21 protein-coding genes and 1 pseudogene are annotated in these 23167 nt (G+C 39.7%); 10 read left to right on the top strand and 12 right to left on the bottom strand.

Features of this window, described 5'->3' with window-relative positions:
• Positions 1 to 316: 316 nt before the first annotated feature.
• On the bottom strand, positions 317 to 2035 hold the full coding sequence (gene ptsP / locus ACN6MY_RS09110; RefSeq protein ID WP_419883662.1) for a phosphoenolpyruvate--protein phosphotransferase: 1719 nt from the start codon (positions 2033 to 2035) through the stop codon (positions 317 to 319).
• Complete coding sequence (locus tag ACN6MY_RS09105; protein WP_071349921.1) at positions 2035 to 2301, bottom strand: phosphocarrier protein HPr; 267 nt, start codon at positions 2299 to 2301, stop codon at positions 2035 to 2037. Before ACN6MY_RS09105 ends, ptsP begins: the two co-directional genes overlap by 1 nt.
• Positions 2302 to 2829: 528 nt before the next feature.
• On the opposite strand from ACN6MY_RS09105, the gene ACN6MY_RS09100 reads away from it, so the two are divergent.
• Complete coding sequence (locus tag ACN6MY_RS09100; protein WP_419883661.1) at positions 2830 to 3192, top strand: PilZ domain-containing protein; 363 nt, start codon at positions 2830 to 2832, stop codon at positions 3190 to 3192.
• Positions 3193 to 3438: 246 nt separating this feature from the next.
• On the top strand, positions 3439 to 3921 hold the full coding sequence (locus ACN6MY_RS09095) for a sigma-70 family RNA polymerase sigma factor (protein WP_419883660.1): 483 nt from the start codon (positions 3439 to 3441) through the stop codon (positions 3919 to 3921).
• 158 nt (positions 3922 to 4079) lie between these two features.
• On the opposite strand, the gene ACN6MY_RS09090 is transcribed toward ACN6MY_RS09095, so the two are convergent.
• Both ACN6MY_RS09090 and ACN6MY_RS09085 read right to left on the bottom strand, forming a co-directional pair.
• Positions 4080 to 5108 (bottom strand): CapA family protein, encoded by a 1029-nt coding sequence (locus tag ACN6MY_RS09090; protein ID WP_419883659.1) that lies wholly within the window; start codon positions 5106 to 5108, stop codon positions 4080 to 4082.
• Positions 5109 to 5224: 116 nt separating this feature from the next.
• Positions 5225 to 5419 (bottom strand): abortive phage infection protein, encoded by a 195-nt coding sequence (locus tag ACN6MY_RS09085; protein ID WP_419883658.1) that lies wholly within the window; start codon positions 5417 to 5419, stop codon positions 5225 to 5227.
• Between the two features lie 353 nt (positions 5420 to 5772).
• Between ACN6MY_RS09085 and ACN6MY_RS09080 the strand changes: the two genes are divergently transcribed.
• A complete protein-coding gene (locus ACN6MY_RS09080) occupies positions 5773 to 5958 on the top strand; it encodes a YkvS family protein (protein ID WP_419883657.1) in 186 nt (61 codons plus the stop codon).
• Positions 5959 to 6181: 223 nt separating this feature from the next.
• Positions 6182 to 6901, top strand: a complete 720-nt coding sequence (locus ACN6MY_RS09075; protein ID WP_419883656.1) for a hypothetical protein — start codon at positions 6182 to 6184, stop codon at positions 6899 to 6901.
• Positions 6902 to 6942: 41 nt separating this feature from the next.
• On the opposite strand, the gene ACN6MY_RS09070 is transcribed toward ACN6MY_RS09075, so the two are convergent.
• From ACN6MY_RS09070 to ACN6MY_RS09060, 3 genes are all read right to left on the bottom strand, one after another.
• Positions 6943 to 7980: a GerAB/ArcD/ProY family transporter gene (locus ACN6MY_RS09070; protein ID WP_419883655.1), complete on the bottom strand. Its 1038-nt coding sequence runs from the start codon at positions 7978 to 7980 to the stop codon at positions 6943 to 6945.
• Positions 7981 to 8290: 310 nt separating this feature from the next.
• Positions 8291 to 9949: a M3 family oligoendopeptidase gene (locus tag ACN6MY_RS09065; protein WP_419884124.1), complete on the bottom strand. Its 1659-nt coding sequence runs from the start codon at positions 9947 to 9949 to the stop codon at positions 8291 to 8293.
• A 405-nt stretch (positions 9950 to 10354) separates the two neighbouring features.
• Positions 10355 to 10792, bottom strand: a complete 438-nt coding sequence (locus ACN6MY_RS09060; RefSeq protein WP_419883654.1) for a MarR family winged helix-turn-helix transcriptional regulator — start codon at positions 10790 to 10792, stop codon at positions 10355 to 10357.
• A gap of 159 nt (positions 10793 to 10951) precedes the next feature.
• On the opposite strand from ACN6MY_RS09060, the gene ACN6MY_RS09055 reads away from it, so the two are divergent.
• Positions 10952 to 12442: an ATP-binding protein gene (locus ACN6MY_RS09055; RefSeq protein WP_419883653.1), complete on the top strand. Its 1491-nt coding sequence runs from the start codon at positions 10952 to 10954 to the stop codon at positions 12440 to 12442.
• A 103-nt stretch (positions 12443 to 12545) separates the two neighbouring features.
• A complete protein-coding gene (locus ACN6MY_RS09050) occupies positions 12546 to 13775 on the top strand; it encodes an MFS transporter (RefSeq protein WP_419883652.1) in 1230 nt (409 codons plus the stop codon).
• A 280-nt stretch (positions 13776 to 14055) separates the two neighbouring features.
• Here ACN6MY_RS09050 and ACN6MY_RS09045 read toward each other — a convergent pair whose 3' ends face one another.
• Entirely contained in the window at positions 14056 to 14277 is a 222-nt protein-coding gene (locus ACN6MY_RS09045) for a Spo0E family sporulation regulatory protein-aspartic acid phosphatase (RefSeq protein WP_419883651.1), read from the bottom strand.
• 211 nt (positions 14278 to 14488) lie between these two features.
• On the opposite strand from ACN6MY_RS09045, the gene ACN6MY_RS09040 reads away from it, so the two are divergent.
• Complete coding sequence (locus ACN6MY_RS09040) at positions 14489 to 14905, top strand: YkvA family protein (protein WP_419883650.1); 417 nt, start codon at positions 14489 to 14491, stop codon at positions 14903 to 14905.
• 112 nt (positions 14906 to 15017) lie between these two features.
• On the opposite strand, the gene ACN6MY_RS09035 is transcribed toward ACN6MY_RS09040, so the two are convergent.
• Both ACN6MY_RS09035 and ACN6MY_RS09030 read right to left on the bottom strand, forming a co-directional pair.
• Positions 15018 to 15521: a methylated-DNA--[protein]-cysteine S-methyltransferase gene (locus ACN6MY_RS09035; RefSeq protein ID WP_419883649.1), complete on the bottom strand. Its 504-nt coding sequence runs from the start codon at positions 15519 to 15521 to the stop codon at positions 15018 to 15020.
• Positions 15521 to 17710: a PAS domain S-box protein gene (locus ACN6MY_RS09030; protein WP_419883648.1), complete on the bottom strand. Its 2190-nt coding sequence runs from the start codon at positions 17708 to 17710 to the stop codon at positions 15521 to 15523. Before ACN6MY_RS09030 ends, ACN6MY_RS09035 begins: the two co-directional genes overlap by 1 nt.
• 246 nt (positions 17711 to 17956) lie before the next feature.
• Here ACN6MY_RS09030 and ACN6MY_RS09025 point away from each other — a divergent pair, with 246 nt between their 5' ends.
• Positions 17957 to 19015, top strand: a complete 1059-nt coding sequence (locus ACN6MY_RS09025) for an acyltransferase family protein (RefSeq protein ID WP_419883647.1) — start codon at positions 17957 to 17959, stop codon at positions 19013 to 19015.
• A gap of 236 nt (positions 19016 to 19251) precedes the next feature.
• On the opposite strand, the pseudogene ACN6MY_RS09020 reads toward ACN6MY_RS09025, so the two are convergent.
• A pseudogene (locus tag ACN6MY_RS09020) lies at positions 19252 to 19581 on the bottom strand (GNAT family N-acetyltransferase).
• A gap of 362 nt (positions 19582 to 19943) precedes the next feature.
• Complete coding sequence (locus ACN6MY_RS09015) at positions 19944 to 21338, bottom strand: PLP-dependent aminotransferase family protein (RefSeq protein WP_419884123.1); 1395 nt, start codon at positions 21336 to 21338, stop codon at positions 19944 to 19946.
• Positions 21339 to 21479: 141 nt separating this feature from the next.
• On the opposite strand from ACN6MY_RS09015, the gene pdxS reads away from it, so the two are divergent.
• On the top strand, positions 21480 to 22367 hold the full coding sequence (gene pdxS / locus ACN6MY_RS09010; RefSeq protein WP_419884122.1) for a pyridoxal 5'-phosphate synthase lyase subunit PdxS: 888 nt from the start codon (positions 21480 to 21482) through the stop codon (positions 22365 to 22367).
• 1 nt (position 22368) lies between these two features.
• Positions 22369 to 22959 carry a pyridoxal 5'-phosphate synthase glutaminase subunit PdxT gene (gene pdxT, locus ACN6MY_RS09005; protein ID WP_419883646.1) on the top strand — a complete coding sequence of 197 codons (591 nt, stop codon included), beginning with the start codon at positions 22369 to 22371 and terminating at the stop codon, positions 22957 to 22959.
• Positions 22960 to 23167: the final 208 nt, after the last annotated feature.

The raw sequence follows: 23167 nt of genomic DNA, 5'->3' as shown, positions 1-23167 counted from the left end.
TTTGAATTTTTCTTTATTATTATACTTCTTATTTTGTCCGCAGTGAAAAATCTGCACTTCTCTTTTTGCTGTGACAAAAAAAAGAACCGATGGAGATAAAACTCCATCGGTTTAAAAAGGGGGAAATGAGAATGTCAGCTGCTTAATGTTAGCAAAACAACTGTGCTTGCTCTTTATATACCCTTTTTAGGAAAGGATAAACATTTATTTAAAGAATATTTTAAGATTTTATTAATCCTTTTTAACTCTTCAGGTGCTCACTTTTCCCGGGGATCCATGAGCCCGCTGCCTTTTTTGCAGCAAGCCAAAATCGGCATTATTGTGTTACAGCTTCAGTTACTGCAGCTTTAACGCTGTCATTTGTATCCATACCGAGAACGGATTGTGCAAGTTTTTCCATATCAGATTTGTTAAGCTTGGAGATCAATGACCTTGCTTTAAGAATGGAAGTTGCACTCATGGAGAACTCATCCAGCCCTAAACCAAGCAATACAGGAATTGCAATTTCATCCCCGGCCATTTCTCCGCACATTCCCGCCCACTTTCCTTCTTTATGGGCAGCATCAATAACCATTTTAACAAGGCGCAAAATTGCAGGGTTGTATGGCTGATACAAATAAGAAACTTGTTCATTCATACGGTCTGCTGCCATTGTATACTGAATCAGGTCATTTGTTCCGATGCTGAAAAAGTCAACTTCTTTTGCAAAGGTGTCAGCCATAACAGCTGTTGATGGAATTTCCACCATGATTCCGACTTCAATTGTTTCGGATACCTTTACACCGCTGTCTGTAAGCTTTTGTTTTTCTTCTTCAAGGATAGCTTTTGCATCGCGGAACTCTCCAAGAGTTGCAATCATCGGGAACATGATCTTCAGGTTGCCGAACTGGCTTGCACGAAGCAATGCACGAAGCTGAATCCGGAAAATCTCCTGTTCGTCCAGGCACAGACGGATGGCCCGATACCCAAGGAATGGATTCATTTCTTTCGGAAGATTCAGGTATGGAAGTTCCTTATCGCCGCCGATATCTAGTGTACGGACGACAACTGGCTTTCCGTCCATACCTTCAAGTACAGCTTTGTATGCCTCAAACTGTTCTTCTTCAGTCGGCATTTGGTCTCTGCCCATATATAAGAATTCAGTCCGGTATAAACCTACACCTTCGCCGCCATTGTTTACAACGCCGGTTAAATCCTTAGGGGTTCCAATGTTTGCCACTAGCTCAACATGGTGGCCATCAGCAGAAACTGTTTTTTCATTCACCAGTTTTGCCCATTCAGCCTTTTGTTTTTCATATGCTTCCATTTCGGATTCATATCTTTTAACAAGCTCTGGAGTCGGATTGATATGTACTTCGCCATTCAAGCCGTCAACAATGATCAGGTCTCCATTTTCGATAATATCCGTTGCTTCTTTTGTTCCTACGACTGCCGGAATTTCCATGGAACGTGCCATAATGGCAGAATGAGAAGTTCTGCCGCCGATATCCGTTGTAAAAGCCTTCACATATTGGCGGTTTAATTGCGCAGTATCGGATGGAGTCAAATCTTTTGCAATGACGATGACTTCTTCCTGGATCATGCTCGGATTCGGAATCTGGACTTGAAGGAGATGCGAAAGAATCCGCTTTGTAACGTCGCGGATATCTGCAGCACGTTCTCTCATGTACTCATTATCCATTTGTTCGAACATGGTTACGAACATATCTGCAGTTTCTTTTAAAGCAAACTCTGCATTAATGCTCTCGCTCTTAATTTTATCTTCGATTGGAGAAATAAGCTCCGGATCGCTAACCACAAGCAGATGCGCATCAAAAATGGCGGCTTTGTCTGCTCCCAAGTCAATTTCAGCTTTGTCGCGGATGCTTTGCAATTCTGTTTTTGAGGTTTCAACAGCAGTTCTGAAACGGCTTACTTCTTCATCTGCACTATCAATTGATTGTTTTTTTACCGTAAGATCAGGCTCAATTAATCGATAGGCTTTAGCGATAGCAATGCCGTTAGATGCGGCTATGCCATTCAATAGTGTTGACATTACTCAGCCAAACCTTCTTTTTTCAAAGTTTCTTCAAGAGTATTTAGTGCATCCTGTTCGTCGCTGCCTTCTGCTGAAATTGTGATGTCTGAATCTTTGCCTACACCAAGGGACATAACACCCATGATGGATTTAAGGTTTACTTTTTTGCCTTTATACTCAAGGTGGATTTCAGAATCATATTTGCCTGCTGCCTGTACTAGCAAAGTTGCCGGGCGTGCATGAATACCTGTTTCTGCAATTACATGAAATGTTTTTTCTACCATTCTAATCAATCTCCCTTTTATTTGTATGGTTTAATGCATTTTTCATTTACTGAACAACATGAATTTCTGTTATATGTAGCTTTCCCGCCTTTAGAGATTCTATGTTATAAAGTAAACAGTGTGCCTATGGAAATGAAAGCATTTCCATAGTTTGCGGAACTATAAAATAATACTTATCATTCATCAGAATAGCATTCCTTTGGCTTTCATACAATCATTAGGCTCACTTTTCATGATAAAAAGAGTACACAATATTCAACCTAAAATCAACTAATTTGCAGCAAAAAGCAATCATAAGATAATTCAGAAAACAACTCCTGTGAAAATAGTTCTGTTATATACCCAGCGTCAGCAAAGTGTGGCATTTTCTAAAAGCCCAAAAAAATTCCTCTTTTTTATTCTCTTTCCCTTTTCAATAAGTTACTATAATTTTACACATATCAGTTTCACTATTCCCAAACACACAGCATTTCGGGTATATGGAAATTGATCAGGCGGCCTTGGCCTGACTTTATCTGGAGGTGGACCATGAAATATAATAGAGAAGAATCCTTCCGTTTTAACTTCAATCCCCCGTTTCCGGGGTACTTTACCATAACTAAGATGAATGGACTGGAAGGCATGAGCAGGATGGGGGAAATGGAAATTCTGGATATCAGTCCGGGCGGAGTTAAGTTTCAATCACTTCTGGAACTGCCCGTTAATCAGGACATAGCGTTTTCCCTTTCATTTACTTTGAATGAAGAAAATGAACTAATCCTTCCAGGCAGCATCATTTGGAAGCAAAAGAAATTGAATCACTATCATTATGGATTCGATATTGCCGAAGATGCAGAGAAAAAAGATATTATCATTCAGGAATTAAAAAAATTCCGTAAGAGCCGTTTATGAAAGAGATAAACCCGGCTCTTTTTTTATGAAATCGTAAATACTCAGAATTATCAGCCTTCCATTAAAAAACTTGCTTTCTTCTTGTTTCATCCTGCAAAAAGTTATTAAAAAACAATGTTTTGTCTATTTTCACCCCATAACGCTGTCTATTTATCCTTTTTACCTTTTAGCCATTGCCGGGAAAGCATAATAAAGTTATTTCACCCGGGAATAACCGAAGAGTGCACTCTTCAAAAAGGCAAAAACATGGATGACTTTACAGCACTTTGCAACCAATATACTCCAATGATTCACAGCATTATCCGACAGTTATCAATCTACAAAAATAAAGAAGACTATTTTCAAATCGGCCTCATTGCACTGTGGGAGGCAGAAGAAAAATTTTCTGCAGAAAAAGGCTCCTTCCTGAGCTTTGCTTATTCAATGGTAAAAGGGCGTATACTTAATGAATTAAAAAAAGAGGCCAGGTTTGACTCCCGCTTTACACCAGCCAGCGATGATCTGTTAAATGAAGTTAGCGCAGTTTTTCATGATCGTCCGCTTGAAGAAGAGATTTTATTAACCTACTGCGAATCTCTTACAGCGAAGCAGGCAGCATGGGTTCTGCTTTCATTTAAAGATAATCTTACAATCCAGGAGATTGCAAAAGTTACAGGCTCCTCAGCCAGCGCCGTTAAATCATGGAGAAAATCAGCATTGAACAAGATAAAAGCGGACTTATCAAACTAAAAAAGATCTGCGGCTTACGATCTTCCATAAATGCCCATTAATCCATCAGCCAGTGATTTGACTGAAGTTATAACCAGTAAAAAAAGCCGTCCACCGCCGGGACCCGAAAGTGATTTTGGAAATTAATCACAAACGGTCACGGCCTGGACAGGCTGTTATTATTTCTTAAGTATTTTTCCGTTGACTATTTTTACACCATAAGATATCGATTGAAGATTGCGCCAAACATTTTTCTTTGCAGAAGAACTTTGGGCAATGATTTTATCCTTCTTGATATAATATGGAGAAAAACTCATATAGATGGATGATTTACTCAAATGCAAATGAAGCAGACCTGTTTGGGCAGCTGCCCCTGTTACATAATCAGGAAACAGGAAGTTCCCCAAAGAGTATGCAATTGGCTTGCCTTTATAATATTCGAACCCCTGCAGGACATGCGGATGGCTTCCTATTACACCATCAGCACCTGAGTTGATCATTTTCTTAGCCCATTCTCTTTGATAGGGCTCTGGCTTCTTATTTTTTTCAACACCCCAATGAATGTAAACAAAGACATAATCAGCAGATTTCTTTTCTCTTTTAATCACTGAATCTATGACATTGATATCATACCCGCTGGCAATACCTGGCCGTTTAGCTTGTGCCATCCAGCTCGTATCAGGCAGTACCCTTGAAAAAGCTAAAAACTTAACCTTGGCTCCATGCATGACTTGTGTGTATGCACGATAAGCTTCCTTAGAGCTATTACCGGCTCCAATATAGGGAAGATGATACTTTTTAAGATTGTTCATAGTATCTGACAGGCCTGCCCTTTTATAATCCATTGAATGATTATTTGCCAGAGAAACCAAGTCAAAACCCGAATTTTTTAAGCCTGTTAATGCTTTGGGATCAGACTTAAACGTATATTGCTTAACATTTTTATCTTTTCTTGTTGTAATTGCTGTTTCTAAATTTGCAAGAGCAAAACTGCTTTGTGTAACCTCATTTTTCACTTGCTGAAAAGGATAAGATGCACCCTTTTTATTAATAGTGGTTTTGACCGACCAATCCATCATGACATCGCCTGCAAAAGTAATTCTCGTGCTTTGGTTCACTGTCTTTGCCTGTGATTGAGCTGGCAGGTATCCAAACATCAGCATCATCACTAAGCTTGCTGCTGTCAACTTACTGAAAGAAAAAGCCATTCTGTATTCCCCCTTTAAACTATTACAATTGTAATATAAGGAAATACTGAATAATGTCGAACTTTGTCAGGGGGTTATTTTTAATTTTTTTTGCAATGCTGACCCTTACATCTGCTTTAGCTGCGCGGACTTTCCGTATATTCGTATATTACCTCGCCATTATGCTGTGCAGTACCTCTGAAATGCTTAAAATCATCACGCTTGACCAACACATTGCGAAAATCCATGAATTGCTCTTTGCTTACTTTATAGTTGTCAATCTCATTACTTGCGAGCTTTTCCAATATCTCTTGTACTTGGGTTTTATCCAATTCCTTTTGCCTCCCGGTCATAAAATGTATTTTCTATTTTACCATCATACTTTACTCTAGTCTTTCACTCAATTGGCCCTCAAGGACTTAAGGAAATTATTGTGATATTTTCAACTTTTTTCTTTACGTATTCTTTAAAATAGTGCAAACTGTAAAGTGAAATATTAGAATTTTCTGTGCATAGGCTCCCATCGCACACTGTGAATGATTACATAATTCGATTTATTTATGCCCTTCAGGCTTTAATGCAGCAGGACATGAAAGCAAAAAAAGTTTTGATATTTTTGGGACAATACCAATTTTTATCTTCGCTATTCTTAAAAATGAAAATGGAATGGAAAAGGATGGTTTATATGAAAAAGGCAGACGTAGGAAATATAATTGAGTTTCGCGATGGCTTAAAGGGAATCGTAGAAAAAGTGAATGAAAACTCTGTCATCGTTGATGTAACTTATATGGACAACTACCGTGATTATGAATTGGAGCAAAAAACTGTAGTGAACCATAAGAATTACAGAATCATACAAGCTCAGCAATGATAATATTCCAAGAGAACGTTTCGGAACTGAAACGTTCTTTCTTTTTTAAATCATATACTATTATAATAGAAAGATAAGCTGGACATTTTTGCAGGATTTATCATAATTTGTAACTAGCCCCTGTCAAATTTCGTCTATAATGACATAAGCAGGTTTCACGCTGATTGAATCAGCATTTACTTTTCTCTCAACGCTGGAACCAACTACACGAGGAGGAGAATCAATGAACAGATTACAGGCCATTCTAGCAGGCGCTTCGATCACACTAGCATTAACAGGATGCGGAACGGCAGAAAGCGGCAGCGGAAACATCCAGAAAAAGGAAGACAACACAAATGCCTCAACTGCTGCAAACACTCCTAGTGATAAACAAGGGCAAAAAAAGACAGATGCATCTAACCAAACAGAATCAAAAGCAACCCCGGCCAAGCAAAGCGATACTGAGAGCAAAGCAGACAGTGCAAACCCTTCAGTGAGGGTAATGGAAAAAAATCTTTCCTACTCTGTAAACGGTGCGGAAAAGAAAAATACGGCCTTTCTTAAAAGAAGCGAAAATCAGCATTTCAGTATGTATGTACTTCCTGGATTTGTGTTAACTGCCGAGGAGCCAATGAAGGATTCTTTATTTGTAAAAGGCAAAGATGATATTTTTATGCGAATAGAAATTCTCCCTGCTGATGCAGATTGGGCAGATATTGAAAATAATACAAAATTGCAGCTGAAAAGTGTTTCAGAAAACATCAAGGAAGTAAGCGATCCAAGCCTTTCCATTCCTAATGCGAAAGTGCTTGAAGCTAATAACGGCCATGATATAGTCACCGGGATTATCATTAAAGATGAGAAAAACCCTGTCAGGCTTACTCTGTTTACTACGAAGGATAATGATCAGCGAAAAGCTTTTATAGAAATGGGAAAAACCATTTTAAAGGATCAAAAAAAATAGGACCTCCACTGCCTCATCTGCAAGCATCACAGCAGATGAGGTTATTTATTCAGCCTCTTGATCCATATCAGCAGCAAGAAACTCATGCTGATGTATCCAAATAGAGGATACAAATACCCCAGCAGGACTCCATACTTCAGTTTGCCTGCAGTAAAAGCCAGCAGAAAAATCCCTCCAATGATGACTATTCCCGGAATTTTCACGTATGCTCCAATCTGCCTCTGCAGTCCAAAAATATTTCCAATAACCGAAGTAAAGATCTCTCCGTATATTACCAGGATAAAAACCCAATAAAGATTGGATGCCACCGTTTTCATTAACTCTGCAGAAGGTATTTCATAAGTCGTCAGATTCGGAAGTGTCACAAGAGCGAAATGGCCAGAAAGCAGAATGATTGTCAAAAAAATGCCTCCTAAAACAGCTCCATGCTTTATGACCTTTTCATCGCCAATTTCAAAAGCTACAGGTACCAGAACTGCTTGCGACAGCGCCAAATTAAAAGCTGTATATGTGAGCGGAGAAATTATGGCTCCAAAGGTTAATCCTTGGTCCGGCACAGTCAAAAAGGATGCAGCAAAATGGCCATTATTAATGGTCAGAATGCACAGCAGCACACTAAAAAAAATCATAATAGGTACCACAAAAGAATTTATAGCAAATAACCCCTTCAGGCCGAACATCAAAACAAGCGAAGCTAAAATAATGGTCACTGCCACGCCAGCAAGTTTAGAAAAGCCAAGTTGTTCCTCAAAAACTGCACCTGACCCTGAAATCATTACAGCTGTTACACCAATCAGCATCATAATGAATATGACATTCACAAAGGAAGAAAGCTTTTTTCCAAATAAAAAAAGATTAAATTCTTCAAATGTAGCAGCCCCCGCCCGCGAGGAAAGAATCATCATTTTCGAGCCTGTAAAAATAAAAATATAGCCTGCTATTAATATCCCTATAAACCCATAAAAACCAAATCGGGTAAAAAATTCAACGATTTCTTTTCCAGTTGCAAATCCGGCACCAACAATAGTGCCGACATATACAGCCGCAATCTGAAAAGCACCTGTCCACCTAGAAACCATGCCTCCCCCTCCTTCCTGACATGTATATGCGCAACATCAGCCATTAAGACAAGCATCAGGCAACTTTCCTTGTTCTTCCATTATCCGCTCATTTTCAAAGTAAAGGCAAAAGCTTCTGCTAGCTATTAAATTACAGGGGGACAACAAAAAAAGCTGTTCAAAAGAATGATCTTCTGAACAGCTTTTCCCTGATATTCCTTTAGCCTCTGTTAATCTTTTCAGCCGGTTTCTTGTCCATGTGCCGCCTTCCCGCCTGAGGTCCCGCTATACATTGACTGTATTCGTCATACAGGGTTAACAGTGCTTGTTTTTAAAGAGATTGATCTTCTACAGAAGACAGATATTCATCGATTACATCAACAACCGATTTTACTGTGCCCTCTTTAAAAGGAGATTGCAGATTGGACGCTTCAATAAGGCCAAGAAATGACTTGCTTCCGCCCATTTCACACAGTGCGGCATAATCCTTCCATGCTTCTTCCCTGTTTTCTCTTGAGCGCTTCCAGAACTGGAAAGCACATATTTGTGCAAGTGTATAGTCAATATAATAAAATGGCGAGTTAAATATATGGCCCTGGCGATGCCAGTATCCGCCTTGCTCTAAGTAAGAATTATCTCCATAATCGCGATGTGGAAGATACTTCTTCTCAATGCTTCTCCAAGCCTGCTTTCTTTCCTCAGGAGAGGCATCCGGATTTTCATAGACGAAATGCTGAAATTCATCGACAGCTACTCCATACGGCAAGAATGTAAGCGCTCCGCTTAAATGGCTGAATTTGTATTTTTCCGTATCTTCTTCAAAGAACAGCTCCATCCATGGCCATGTAAAGAATTCCATGCTCATTGAGTGAATTTCACAGGCTTCATATGTAGGCCAGTTGTATTCCGGAATTTCAAAGCCGCGGCTTCTGAAAACCTGGAATGCATGGCCTGCTTCATGGGTAAGTACATCTATGTCCCCTGATGTCCCATTGAAATTTGAAAAAATGAAGGGAGCTTTGTAGTTTTCAATGTAGGTGCAATAGCCTCCGCCAGCTTTGCCTTTCTTTGCAACAAGATCCATCAGCCCATTACTGATCATAAATTCAAAAAATTCCTTTGTTTCCTTTGATAAATCACTGTACATTTTCTGGCCGTTTTCAATAATCCAATCTGGGTTGCCCTTTGGAACTGCATTGCCGGATTTGAATTCAAACCCTTCATCATAATATTTCAGTTCGTCAACAGAAATTCTGCTGCGCTGGCGTTCCTTGAGTTTTGTAACAAGAGGTACTATATATTCCTGTACCTGTTTGCGGAAATCGGCAACCATTTCAGCATTATAATCTGTCCGTGCCATCCGGTAATAGCCAAGTTCAACGAAGTTTTTATAACCAAGCTTGCAGGCGATTTCATGGCGGACCTTGACAAGCCTGTCAAAAATCCCATCAAGCTTTTCTTCATGTTCAACCATGAATTCGCTGTGGGCCTGGCTCGCTTTTTTTCTCACTTCCCGATCTGATGATTCAGCGAAGGGAGCAAGCTGTGCCAGTGTCCTCTCTTCCCCCTCGAAATTAATTTTCGCAGATGCAATTAATTGAGTATACTCCGTAGAAAGCTTATTTTCTTTTTGAAGAAGCGGAATGATATCTGGAGAAAAGGTCTTCAGCTGGGCATCGGCCAATGCAAAAAGCTGTGTGCCCCATTTTTCTTCCAGCTGGCTGCGGAAATTAGAAGAAACCAGCTCCTTATAATACTGTGAAACCAATTCTTCGATTTCCGGGGCAATTTCATCCAGATAATCATTTTCTGCTTTATAAAATTCATCATTTGTATCGATTGAATGCCTTATGTAACAAATATTGAACATTGTGCCTACATCATTTCTTATTGCATTGATCTCTTTCATGGCTTCGCTTTGGCTTTTTTCATCTGCAGCTGATTTGAAGCGATCCAAAGCTGCAGTAAAGGCTGTTTTTATTTCCGTCATGTCAGGCCGTTTATATTCATATTGATCAAATTTCAAAATGACACTTCCTTTACATACATTTATTTTACCTATATACAGGAAAATTTTACACTTAAATAATATTCGCTAGCCCAACTGGAATTCCTGCCTGCGGAAGAGGAATTTTTTTGCGAGCTTCCATATCTCGCCGCATTCAAAAAAGGCTATCTTCTAAACTTTGTTGCTTTGGAACAAGGTGATTGTTATCCGCTCCTGGATGCTCGCTTTTCGCGGGAATCTCGCACCGTACGCTCCAATCAACCGATTAACAAGGAGATCGCTTCACAGAACTCATTAAAAACAATAAACAGCAATCTTTAAAAAAAGAACCTGAAGAAAAGAGCCAAAAAAGAAACACCTCACAAAGTAAGGTGCTCTTGAAGGGCATTAATTGTCTAATGCTTTATAACCTATTTTTTTCACCAGTTCAATAACTGTTTCTTTTTCTTCTGCAGTCAATACATTCATAATTTCATCTATTCTGCTTTCGTGTTCAGGAAAAATAGATTCTACGAACTCTTTTCCTTTTTCGGTTATTTGCGCGAAGGTGACGCGGCGGTCCTCTTTGCACGCTACCCTTCTCAAATAATCTTTTTGTTCGAGCTTATCGACTACATATGTGATACTTCCGCTTGCCAATAGGATTTTTCCGCCAATTTGCTGAAGCGGCTGATCTCCTTTATGATAAAGAAGCTCCAATACAGCGAATTCTGTAGGATTTAAACCTTGTTCGGCAATATATTTATTTACCACATCATTAATGGACCTGTTAGCCCGCGACAAAACAATAAATAGCTTTAAGGATTGCTGAATACTTTCATTCATTCCTTTTCCCAACCTTTTAAACATATTTAATTCATATATCTCGAATTAAAAATTATTATATTCAATTATTTTTTTTTTGTCAATTTCCAGCATAGGTTTATCTATTGTTTCATAAAACGATTTGTTATACTAGTGAAAAAAATGAAAAGTAGTGAAAAAATGAAAAAAAGGCAAAATCATGCATTATATATTTTATTCGTCGTCTTGCCGATGATCTTTTTGATGATTATTTATTGGTTCCATCTTGAAAAAAAAGGTGAATTAAAATATAAACTAAAGTCAGAGTGGGTCGGCTCCATACACCATCAATACATTGATCAGGTTATTAAAGAAACCAGGGAAAATCTGCAGATGCTTGCATTAAGCGGGTCATCCTTTATATCTGACAAAGAAAAAATGATGGCTTTGCTTAGTAAAGCTTCAAAAACAGACCCAAGATATGGTGCTATGTTTTTGCTGAATCTAAACGGTACTGCGATGGCAGGTTCTGAACCTGGCGAGGACGGAAAAAAAGTCCTGACTGAAAACTATAGGCGCACGGCACTTCTCACCAAAAGCACAGTTGTAGAAGATGAACGCGAGCATATAGGCGGATACGATTATTTTTCTGTGTCTGCACCTATCCTGAATGAGGAACGTGAAGTTGAAGGATTTGTTTTAGCGCGAATCAGGCTGGATTACATGGAAAATGTCATGAAAATCCTTACCCCTGACTACTCTGTGAAATTGCAGAATAAATCCGGAGGAAGCCTGATCAGAATTAATCCGCAAAGCACACTTTCACCTGGAGCCTGGACGGAAGGTACACTTGATGAGGTACCATGGAGACTCTCCGTAAAACCTGACAAAAATATTCCAGTTGTAGATTATAGGGCTTTCTTTTATTTTGCAATATTTGGGCTCATCATTACACATATCCTTTTTCTAACGGTTAAGTATCTTCTATTGAGAAGAGAAGCTAAAAAGCAAAAATCGATGATGGAAGCACAAAAATTAGAGGTTGTCGGAATGCTTGCTGCAAGTACTGCCCATGAAATCAAAAACCCGCTGACCGGCATTAAAGGACTTGTCCAGCTTCTGGAGGAGAAATATAAAGATAAACAGGATGAACTGTATTTCTCGGTCATAAAAAACGAGATTCAGAGGATAAATTCTATCGTAAGTGAATTCCTGATTTTAGGAAAGCCTACCGCCCAGCATCTATCAAGCATAGATCTTTGCCTTATTTTAGAAGAGCTTGAACCTCTTATTCAATCTGAATCCCGCTTATATAATGTTGATTTCAGCCTCAATATGCCAGAGAAGCCTGTCATAGTTCTTTGTACACGAGACCAGCTGAAGCAGGTAATTTTAAATATTGCAAAAAACGGGTGTGAAGCCATGGCGGAAGGGGGAACCCTTGCCATCACTGTATATTACAGGGAAAAAGAAACAGTGATTGAAATTGCTGACACAGGCATTGGCATGACCGAAAAACAGCTCGGAAAGGTGTTTGATCCTTTTTATACGAATAAAGATACTGGAACAGGGCTTGGGCTGTACGTTTGCAAGAGGATCATTGAACTCTTTAATGGGTCAATCATCCTTTCAAGCCAGGAGACTAAGGGAACTAAAGCTGAAATCATTCTGCCTTCCTCTGATATAAATTAGGTATTATATCGGGGAATTCCAGGACAAACCCCGATTTAAAGTTTGCCCATTCTTGCCTGGGGCCATGACAAGCAAAATATTTTACTCATAAGGAGTCTTTTTAATGTCAAGTGTTTCTCTTAAACTTCAAAATCAAAATGCCGATGCAACGGTTTTTAGAATCCTGATTATCATGGGTATTTGCCATTTATTAAATGATACTCTTCAAGCCGTTGTACCTGCAATGTTTCCAATATTGGAACACTCAATGTCCTTAAGCTATACCCAGCTTGGCTATATAGCCTTTGCGCTAAATATTACAGCTTCCATCATGCAGCCCGCTGTAGGCTGGTACAGCGATTTAAAACCGCTTCCCTTTGCTTTGCCAATCGGGCTTTCCAGCACACTCGCGGGCATTATTCTACTTGCCATTTCCCCAAGCTATGGAATCATCCTGTTTTCTGTTTTCCTGATTGGGATCGGCTCTGCTATTTTCCATCCTGAAGGCTCCCGCGTGGCTTATATGGCAGCAGGAACAAAGAGGGGTCTTGCTCAATCCATCTATCAGGTCGGCGGCAATACCGGACAGGCGCTTGCTCCCCTTATTACCGCTATTGTCCTGGTGCCATTCGGGCAAAAAGGGGCATTATGGTTTGCTCCTGTTGCCCTTTGCGCAGTTATCATGCTGTTCTATATTGCCGTATGGTATGGGCGGAAGCTGAAATCACCGGTTCACCATGCAAAAGGCAAAGCAGGTTCAAAAGCAGTGTTCAATAAAAAAGTTGCCCAAGCTTTAACCTTTATCCTTCTGTTTATTTTTGCTAGATCCTGGTATATATCATGCATGACAAATTACTATTCTTTTTTTCTGATAAAGCATAATGGCTTCTCCGTTAGTGAAGCACAGCTCTATATTTTCGCTTTCCTTGCTGCCGGTGCGCTTGGAACCTTCTTCGGCGGCCCGCTTGCAGATCGTTTCGGAATGAAGAACATTATTTTATATTCATTGGCAGGATGTGCGCCTTTCACTATATTGCTGCCTTTTCTTCCATCATGGGCTTCTTTTGTTCTTTTATTGGCCAGCGGATTTATTATTATGACAAGCTTTTCTGTCACAGTTGTTTACGCGCAGGAGCTGGTGCCGGGTAAAGTGGGAACGATGGCAGGACTGACCGTGGGACTTGCTTTCGGCATGGGGGCCATAGGCTCGGTTGCACTAGGTGCACTGGCAGATTCAATCGGCATTGCTGCCACTATTAAATATGTAGGATTTTTGCCGCTTCTGGGCCTTATTAGTCTGCTCCTTCCATCGGATAAAACATTGAAAGATTGGCAAAATCCGCATCACGAATAAAGCTAAACAGCAAATTTCAATGCCATTTTTTATGATGCTGCATCCTGATGAGCGGTTATATTTGGGCTGAAGTTGAGTATTTATTGGAAGATGGAGAGCCGGCGGCCTGAATTTTAGTTCGGAGATGTTCATTAAGACCTGTCTGCACCTGTTGCATCCTTGTGAAGGCGGGTGCAGACAGGTCTTAATGCTTTATGTATATTTCTGCCTGCTTTTTTTAGCACTACTCCCCCTATCCCCTGCCATTCCTTATTCCCCATCGTTTTCCCGGGAAAGAGTGTCATGCATTCACCTCTGTATTGAAATCATAACTTTCAAATTTACTCAGCAAAAAATCCGAGTGGTATTGTAATTGCAGATACTCATTGATCAGACCGTCAAGTTCCTGGCTGCAACGAATGGTCTTTTCGGCAGTCATGCCGTAAACATCCGCTATCCTGATCATTTCCATCCGCTTAACTGTAATCTCAGAGCAAATTGCTGTTTCATTTCTGCATATCATGACTTAACCTACATCCTTTCTCACTTTTTAAAAAATAATCACTTAAGGATTATTACAAAATTTTCTTTAGATGTAAATAGGTTAGCAGAACATGACAAAACCTATCATTTTACGCCAATATTCCAATGTAAGAATTCATTTTTTTACAAGATTATACAGGTTTTTAATTTTCTTAAGAGTGGTATCATAATTGAAAAAAGAGGGTGGAAATATGCTGCGCAAATGGTTTTTCAGGAAAGTTGCTTATACGCTTTTCAGTAAGCAGGCGAAGCGTTATGCGGGAAATAAAGGAAGCACGAAGGGGCTTCTGGCAAACGCAGAAAGAAAGGCAGCTTCAAACCAGCTTTCTTTTAAAAATTTGTGGACAAAACTGCATACCATGCTTTCCTTATTGAAGGCATGGTCGAACGGTTCTTACCGCAAGGTGCCATACCGTTCCCTGATTATGATATTAATTTCTGTCATTTACTTTGTATCGCCGATAGATGTCATCCCTGATTTTTTGATAGGATTTGGTTTGATTGATGACGCTGCAGTTATGGCTTTTGTTTTATCTCAGATTGATAAAGATCTGGTATTGTTTGAACAATGGCAAAGTGAAAAACAGCTTGCGATTACAGTTAAATAGAAATACAAAAAAACGCATTTCCTCAGCCTCTCAGGCACGTGAAATGCGTTTTTTCAGTGAATATCCTGCATATTATTAAGAAAGTGCAAGGCACCTTGGCGAATCAATCAATTTATCTGGTAACCCAATTTTTATTTTCCAGGGTCAATAATCTATCTTTAATATCTGTTTTGCTTCCTGCATACCCGGTAAGCTGCCCCTTCTTGCCAACAACCCGGTGGCAGGGCACAAGAATTGGGTAAGGATTAGCCTTACTGGCCTGGCCGATGGCGCGGACAGCTTTTGGCCTGTTTATTTCATAGGCAATTTCACTGTATGACTTAGTTTCTCCGTATGGAATCTCCTTCATCCTATTCCATACCTGCTTCTGGAATTCAGTTCCCTTCTCGCGGAGAGGAATCGTAAACTCTTTATTCACACCTGAAAAATATCCGTCCAGCCAAATTCTTAATTCCTTAAAAACCTCATGTTCATCCATTTGGACTGGCCGGCAGACTGAAGCCTGCTTTTCAAAATCCACCGGATTATATGTCATGTGCACCATGGCTTCTTCATCCGCCAGTAAGTATAACTTGCCGATTTCCGGCCTTTCATATTGGCTGTAATAGTATTTCATTATCTTGGCTCCTTCTGGCTCCGGTCCATAGGCAGAAATAAATGGAAGGCTGTCCCTTTTCCTTCCTCACTTTCAACCTCGACCCATCCTCTATGCTCCTCTACAATTTTATAACTGACCATCAATCCAAGTCCAGTTCCTCTTTCTTTTGTCGTATAAAAGGGCTCTCCTAATTTTCTTATCTTTTCTTCTGAAATTCCTATTCCCTGGTCAGCAATCGTTATTTTTATATGCCTGTCACCTTCCCTGCTGGTTTCCACCCTGACAATTCCTCCATCAGGCATAACCTCCAGGGCATTTTTGATTATATTAATAAAGACCTGTTTTAATTGGTTGCCTTCACAATAAATCATCAAATCAGCTTCCTGGTAATTCACCTCAAACTGAATATTTAACATCAGGGCCTGTGCCGTGAGAAGTTCCAGTGTTTCCTTCATGATTGAATTAATATTCTGCCTGAAATATTTCACAGCCTGCGGCTTGGCAAGAACCAAAAATTCCGTAATAATCGTTTCTATGCGCTGCAGCTCTGATGTGATCACATTGAAATAATTTGAAAAATCCTCCTTGACGCTTCCCTGCAGCAGCTGTATGAACCCTTTAAGTGCAGTCATGGGATTTCTGATTTCATGGGCAATACCCGCGGCAAGCTCGCCTACCACATTCAGTGTATCGGACTTCTTTAGCTGCTCCTGCATTTCCAGACTTTTTGTGATGTCTCTGAAAATGGTCAGGTGAAGGCCTGAATATAGATTTTTCCTTGTGGAAAACTCAATATATTTGGTGCTTCCTTCCTCGAATATAACAGGAATGACAGAAGTGAACGAACCTTTTTTTAGAACCTGGTCAATATGCTCATTGAGAAGGACTGCGTTTTCAGGAACACTTTCGAGCAGCTTATTCACGTTCATGGATAAAAACTTTTCCTTGTTAAATCCCAGTATATTGCAGCCTGTTTCATTAATATCTGCAAAACCCTTCAAATTCCAGATAATCATTCCATCGAGAGATCCCTCAAAAATTTTACGGAATTTTTTTTCACTTTTCCTAAGCTCCATTTCTATTCGCCATCGCTCGCTTACATTCCTGAAAATCGTTATATTGTACCCTTCACTGGAATGCATTTTTGCGGTAAGCTCCAACAGCTTCAGCTGGCCGTTCGGCATTTTATAAAAAAGCTCTTCACGTACGGCCCCATACCTATTAAAAGAATCAATCATATTATAAAATCGTTCATCCTTTTGGGCTACATACTCTGTAATAAGGCAGCCAATAAGACTTTCCCTGTTTGACTCGAAAATTCTGCATGCAGAATCATTCACCCTGAATATGGTCCCGTTCTGATCCCAAAAGACAATGGCGTCCATTGTCTGTTCAAATAATTCTGAAAATATCCTTTCGCTGTCCATCAGCTTTTGCTCAATCAGGCTTTTCTCGGTAATATCATTTAGAATGCACATATAAAAGCCGTTGAAAATGTTTGCCGTTGATGAAAAATCCACTTTAAGCTCTGCCGCATACGACTTTATTTCCATAACTCCCGACGAGGATCCTTCTGCCTGAACCTGTTTGAAGCATGCCTCCCATATTCCCAGGGAACTTTCCGATATGAAATCAGTAATATTCCTGCCGACTACTTCTGATTTATCCAATTTCAGACTTTGGCAGAACGGGGTATTGCTATCTATGATGATTCCCGAGCGATCATAAATGACAATGCTGTCTATCGCCTGATTGAAAACATCGAGGAACATTTGCATGCTCATCATTTTTTCCCGTTCAAGTGATCGTTCCAGCGTAATATCCTTTAATTTAAATATAGTATGGCATATGGAATTATACGTATATCCAGTGAACTCAATATGTTTGATTTCTCCATCCAGCAGCTGAATGAGCCATTCGTCCTCCACAATTCCATCTTTTTCAATTTTCTCTTCCTGCAGCTGCAGAATATGGGAAGGAACAACTTTTAAAAAATGGGTGATTTTCATAGTTTGCAGTTTTTCTTTTGGAGTATTTAAAAGAACACAGGCTGATTGGTTGCCATATAGAATATCCCTCTCCTGATTAACGATAATAAATGGATCAAATATTTTATCAGAAAGCAGCTTGCATTGTTCAAGCTGCGATTTCAGCTTTGAAATTTCCTTTTTATAAGCTGCAATTTCAGCTAACTCTGTTTCCATCATACTTTCCCCTCCGAAGCATCCACTTACCACCAATATTCTACATATCCGCCTTATTTTCCTATCTGTCTGACAAAAATAGTAAAAATGCATTAGACTCAATCATTTTCTGTATGAATGACCAATATGCTTTAAATTCTTTCATCCTTCCTTATTTTTCCTGGATAAAAGGAGATTAAGTAGGATCAAGTCCGGGTAAAGTTTAATGAAATTACCCCGTTTTCCTACTAAATAAAAACGGAGGCAGCCATGACAAAACGAAATTACTTTTTTGATAATGCTAAATTCATTTTGATGGCCATTGTTGTTTTCGGCCATTTGCTGAAATCATATATCCATGAAAGCGAGGAAATTTACGCTCTTTATAAAACTATTTACACTTTTCATATGCCAGCATTTATCCTGGTTTCAGGCTTTTTTGCAAAAGGGTTTTATAAAAAGGGATATCTATCTAAAATCACAAAAAAATTAATACTGCCTTACCTGATCTTCCAGACAATTTATACGGTATTTTATTATTTTCTTTACAGCAAATCAGACTTTAAGATGGATTTGCTTGATCCGCAATGGGCCATGTGGTTTCTTATCAGTTTATTCTGCTGGAATCTGATGCTTCTTGTTTTTGCAAAGCTAAAGCCTGCTGCAGGGATTGGCATAGCCATTCTGGCTGCCCTCTTGATTGGTTATGCAGACACTGTCTCCAATTATCTGAGCTTATCCAGGACCTTTGTTTTCTTTCCTATGTATCTGATTGGATACCATCTCTCGAAAGAGCAAATAAAGAAGCTTTTTTCTGTAAAATGGCGAATTACGGCTTTTATCATCATCACTGTTGTTTTTTCCGGATTTTACCGGCATCCGGATATAAGCGATAAATGGCTTCTTGGTTCTAAGCCTTACGCTGAGCTTGGCAATCCCGATATATTATCCATGTTTACCAGACTAGGGGTTTACACAGTTTCCATGATCATGGTTTTCAGTTTTCTTGCTTTTGTTCCCCGCGGAAAACACTTCTTTTCAAGATGGGGGGCACAGACTCTTTATGTCTATCTGCTTCATGGTTTTTTTGTCCGGATATTTCGCGAAAGCCGGATCCATACTTATTTTACCAGCACTGAAAGCTTTTTCATGCTTGCAGGCTTTGCCCTGCTGATCACCATCTTATTATCCAGCCAAATTATCGAATCTTTGGCACAGCCAATCATTGAATTGAAAATATCAAAATTCAAAAAGCTGTTTTATATTGTATTGAAACGTGTAAAGGCAATTAAAAGCCGCTCTCAAAATCATTCTTCAAGCTTGCGCTAAAAAGCAGGGGACAAAATTAATTAGTTCAGATAATGTGGAGTAAACCGTAATTCTCAGTTTATTTCACATTCAAATCATAGCAATAAAATAACAAATAAAAACGCTTGGGGTCGGTACCATCCAAGCGTTTTTATTAGGTTTAGTATATTGCCCTTTACGGAAATCCCTTTCTAATTTAAGAAATTTGCTTCGTGTTTGAGTATTCCACAATAAACAAGGTCTATATATTCTTCGTCCTATTTAACGTGTTCTCTTAGAATACCTTCTTTCTTCATCCCCATTTTCTCTATAACTCTGCCTGAAGCTTGGTTTGAATGAAAGAAGCGTGCAAACACTTTATTGTATCCCTTTTCAATAAAAGCAAATTCAAGTATAATTTTTGCCGCCTAAGTAGCATAGCCATTTCCCCAATATTCTTCTCCAATCCAATATGCAAGCTCTCCATTATTAAACTTTTGATGATTTGACAATGCTATTGCTCCGTATAACTTTCCCGTAGTCTTATCTGTAATAGCAAGTTCAAAACACTTATCATCATTAAAGTTATCAAGATATTTTTCATCCAAGAGAGAGCGCTTTTTATGAATACGGATATGGCAGGTATAAAGTGTTTTTATAAAGATTGTAATTATTACATATTTTAACAACCTCAGGTGCATCCGTTTTACTATAAATCTTTATTTCACCCCATTGTAAATGATTATATTAAAACTATTCAAACTATTGAACTTGTTTTTCCTTTTCCTTAAAAAAAGTCCGCTTGAAAGACAAGCGAACTATCTATCGTAGATATATTACATCGTTCAAATCAAACAATTTATCGGTTATACCTAACCGTTGTGCAGGTGTAGGTTCTTTGCCATCGGCTGATTTGCAGGTTGTTTCTCCAAAAAAACTGAACTGCCTAACAATATTATTCCCTGCTTTTTTAATCGATCTTCCAGCTCTTCAACAATGCTCTTATTGCGGATTCAAGTTCATCCAGAGGTATTCCTCCAAAACCTAAGATAACTTTAGGGGGGGCTACCGGTCTTTCTATGCTATAGAGCGAAAGAGGATATACCCGGATTTGAGATTTCCGTGCTTCTTCTATGAGTGTTTCTTCATCCAGACCATTCTCTATGACCAGCACGATGTGCAAACCAGAATTGGCTCCGATAACCCTGATTTTTTTATCATATTCCTTTAACACAGTAACAACCGCTTCAAGCTTGCTTCGATACACCTTCCTCATCCGGTTTAGGTGTTTTTCGAATTCTCCCGCTTCCATGAATTGAGCAAGCGTCTGCTGATTAATGCGGGAAACAGTAGAATGATAAAAAGAAAGCTTATCCTGATAACGGTCCATAAGGCTTTGCGGCAGTATCATATAGCTGATGCGGATCGAGGGCATCAGCGATTTTGAAAAAGACCCCAAAAAAATGATATTATCCCCTTTATCTATGCTTTGAAGAGAAGGTATCGACTTTCCGCTATACCGGAATTCACTGTCATAATCATCTTCAATAATATATCGTTCATCGCTTGCAGAAGCCCAGTTCAGAAGCTTCATCCTGCGGTTAATAGACAAAATCGTACCATATGGAAAGTGGTGGGATGGAGTCACGTACACAACCTGGACCCCTGATTGTTCAATCTGCTCCACATTCACTCCTTCTTCATCAATTTCAAGAGGATTCACTGTTTTTCCGTAGCTTTTCAGTATTTGGTAAATGAGATGGTACCCTGGATCTTCCACCCCGTAAGAGGTATTCTCTTCCAATAACAAAACAAGCTGCTGCAGCAGAATTTCAACACCCGCGCCAATAATGATTTGTTCAGGTGTGCAGACCACTCCTCTTGATCCATACAGATATGCAGCAATTTGCTGCCTGAGCCCGCTTTCCCCGCGATGATCTCCCATCAGCAGGAGCTTTTCGTTTTTTTCGTCTATCATATCCCTCGAATATTTTCTCCAGACCCTAAAAGGAAACGACTTTGTATCAATCTGGCTTGGATGAAAATCATATTTTATGACTTCCTTCTTCCTTTCAGATTTAATGTCATTCTGGTATCCCGCCTGGCGCAAGTATTCCAGGTCTTCTGATGCCATTACGTAATATCCTTTCCGCGCCCTTACCTCAAGGAACCCTTCTGAAACCAATTGGCCATATGCGGATTCTACCGTATTCTGGCTGATTTGAAGATGATCTGAGAGCTTGCGTTTAGAAGGCAGCTTGGTGTTAAATTCCAGGCGCCCTTCTGCAATTTCATTTTTTACATACAAATATAATTGTTCATAAAGCGGTATTTCACTTGTTCGGTTTAATTGACATGAAAGCATATTCAAATCACTATTCGCTCCTTATATCTGACCCCATTGATTTTAACAAAACTGACACTTTTAATACAGTCATTTTCTTTTTATACTAGTAGATATTATAAGAATTAACAAACTATTCTTACATAAAGGATGCTGATGATGATGGAAAGAACATTAGGAACTGAAGCTGTAAAAAGAGGGATGGCCAGCATGCAAAAAGGCGGCGTCATTATGGATGTTATTAATGCTGAGCAAGCTAAAATTGCCGAGGCATCGGGAGCGGTTGCAGTCATGGCTTTAGAACGTGTTCCATCTGATATCCGGGCAGCAGGCGGAGTCGCGAGAATGGCTGATCCGCGTATTGTAGAAGAAGTTATGAATGCCGTCACGATTCCTGTAATGGCGAAAGCAAGAATCGGCCATATCGTTGAAGCCCGCATTCTTGAAGCGATGGGTGTGGATTATATAGATGAAAGTGAAGTTCTTACTCCTGCAGATGAAGAGTATCACTTGCTTAAGAGCACCTATACCGTTCCATTTGTCTGCGGCTGCCGTGACTTAGGAGAAGCTGCGCGCCGCATTGGAGAAGGGGCATCTATGCTGCGCACAAAAGGAGAACCAGGGACAGGCAATATTGTAGAAGCTGTGCGCCATATGAGAAAAGTTAATGCCCAGGTGCGCAAATTGGCCAGCATGAATGATGATGAAATCATGACAGAAGCCAAGCTGCTTGGTGCCCCTTTTGAAATTTTAAAACAAATTAAGGAAGAAGGCCGTCTTCCTGTTGTTAACTTTGCAGCAGGAGGTATTGCAACGCCTGCTGATGCTGCCCTTATGATGGAATTGGGAGCGGACGGAGTTTTTGTAGGATCTGGAATCTTCAAATCTGATCATCCTGAAAAATTTGCAAAAGCCATTGTCCAGGCAACCACCCACTATACTGATTATAGTTTGATTGCAGATCTTTCAAAAGAACTTGGAACAGCCATGAAGGGGCTTGATATTTCTAAACTTCAGCCTTCTGACCGCATGCAGGAGCGCGGCTGGTAATATGCTGACAATAGGTATATTAGGCTTGCAGGGTGCAGTAGCAGAACATATGAAACAAATTCAGGGAGCCGGGTTAAATGCTGTTGTCATAAAAAAAGCAGAACAGCTTAAGGAAATCGCTGGGCTGATCATTCCAGGCGGTGAAAGCACCGCCATTAAGAAGCTTATGGATCAGTATGGTTTTATCGAGCCGATTAAGCAATTTTCTGAAGAAAAAAAGCCCATTTTTGGTACTTGTGCAGGAATGGTACTGGTCGCCAAACAATTATCAGATTCCGAAGACGCCCATCTAAATCTTATGGATATTTCAGTCAAGCGCAATGCATTTGGCCGGCAGCGCGACAGTTTCGAAATACCGCTTGATGTTAAAGGCCTGCCCGAACCCTTCCCTGCTGTCTTCATTCGTGCCCCGTATGCTGAAAAAGCAGGCAGTGATGTTGAAGTTTTAGCATCATTGAATGATAAAATTGTTGCGGCAAGGCAGAATCATATTCTAGTCAGTGCCTTTCATCCAGAGCTTACAAATGACGGCCGTTTTATTGAACTGTTTATTGAAATGGTAAGGGATGCAAATAAAAATCCAATCAGTTAAAAGCAAATGACCCTCGCTTATTCAAGTGAGGGTCATTTGCTGGCTTATGATCAGTAATATTTGACTCCCCGCTTCCATCATCTTAATTAACTTGTTCCCCAGATTGTTATTTTCATCTGTTCAAATGACTATACTATGGTAAAATAAAATGTTAGTAATGGATGGAGTATTCCTTCCCGAAAGGAGAACGCGTAAACACGCTGTAAAC

Source organism: Peribacillus sp. B-H-3 (assembly GCF_048572925.1).
Classification (GTDB): Bacteria; Bacillota; Bacilli; order Bacillales; family DSM-1321; genus Peribacillus.
The sequence above is the reverse complement of the archived record's forward strand: the minus strand, read 5'-3'. Positions and strand labels throughout refer to the sequence as shown.

Excerpts from the sequence above, each read along its gene's own strand:
- ptsP (WP_419883662.1), bottom strand. The coding sequence starts at position 2,035 with ATGTCAACACTATTGAATGGCATAGCCGCATCTAACGGCATTGCTATC.
- ACN6MY_RS09105 (WP_071349921.1), bottom strand. The coding sequence starts at position 2,301 with ATGGTAGAAAAAACATTTCATGTAATTGCAGAAACAGGTATTCATGCA.
- ACN6MY_RS09100 (WP_419883661.1), top strand. The coding sequence starts at position 2,830 with ATGAAATATAATAGAGAAGAATCCTTCCGTTTTAACTTCAATCCCCCG.
- ACN6MY_RS09095 (WP_419883660.1), top strand. The coding sequence starts at position 3,439 with ATGGATGACTTTACAGCACTTTGCAACCAATATACTCCAATGATTCAC.
- ACN6MY_RS09090 (WP_419883659.1), bottom strand. The coding sequence starts at position 5,108 with ATGGCTTTTTCTTTCAGTAAGTTGACAGCAGCAAGCTTAGTGATGATG.
- ACN6MY_RS09080 (WP_419883657.1), top strand. The coding sequence starts at position 5,773 with ATGAAAAAGGCAGACGTAGGAAATATAATTGAGTTTCGCGATGGCTTA.
- ACN6MY_RS09075 (WP_419883656.1), top strand. The coding sequence starts at position 6,182 with ATGAACAGATTACAGGCCATTCTAGCAGGCGCTTCGATCACACTAGCA.
- ACN6MY_RS09070 (WP_419883655.1), bottom strand. The coding sequence starts at position 7,980 with ATGGTTTCTAGGTGGACAGGTGCTTTTCAGATTGCGGCTGTATATGTC.
- ACN6MY_RS09065 (WP_419884124.1), bottom strand. The coding sequence starts at position 9,949 with ATGACGGAAATAAAAACAGCCTTTACTGCAGCTTTGGATCGCTTCAAA.
- ACN6MY_RS09060 (WP_419883654.1), bottom strand. The coding sequence starts at position 10,792 with ATGAATGAAAGTATTCAGCAATCCTTAAAGCTATTTATTGTTTTGTCG.
- ACN6MY_RS09055 (WP_419883653.1), top strand. The coding sequence starts at position 10,952 with ATGAAAAAAAGGCAAAATCATGCATTATATATTTTATTCGTCGTCTTG.
- ACN6MY_RS09050 (WP_419883652.1), top strand. The coding sequence starts at position 12,546 with ATGTCAAGTGTTTCTCTTAAACTTCAAAATCAAAATGCCGATGCAACG.
- ACN6MY_RS09045 (WP_419883651.1), bottom strand. The coding sequence starts at position 14,277 with ATGATATGCAGAAATGAAACAGCAATTTGCTCTGAGATTACAGTTAAG.
- ACN6MY_RS09040 (WP_419883650.1), top strand. The coding sequence starts at position 14,489 with ATGCTGCGCAAATGGTTTTTCAGGAAAGTTGCTTATACGCTTTTCAGT.
- ACN6MY_RS09035 (WP_419883649.1), bottom strand. The coding sequence starts at position 15,521 with ATGAAATACTATTACAGCCAATATGAAAGGCCGGAAATCGGCAAGTTA.
- ACN6MY_RS09030 (WP_419883648.1), bottom strand. The coding sequence starts at position 17,710 with ATGATGGAAACAGAGTTAGCTGAAATTGCAGCTTATAAAAAGGAAATT.
- ACN6MY_RS09025 (WP_419883647.1), top strand. The coding sequence starts at position 17,957 with ATGACAAAACGAAATTACTTTTTTGATAATGCTAAATTCATTTTGATG.
- ACN6MY_RS09015 (WP_419884123.1), bottom strand. The coding sequence starts at position 21,338 with ATGCTTTCATGTCAATTAAACCGAACAAGTGAAATACCGCTTTATGAA.
- pdxS (WP_419884122.1), top strand. The coding sequence starts at position 21,480 with ATGGAAAGAACATTAGGAACTGAAGCTGTAAAAAGAGGGATGGCCAGC.
- pdxT (WP_419883646.1), top strand. The coding sequence starts at position 22,369 with ATGCTGACAATAGGTATATTAGGCTTGCAGGGTGCAGTAGCAGAACAT.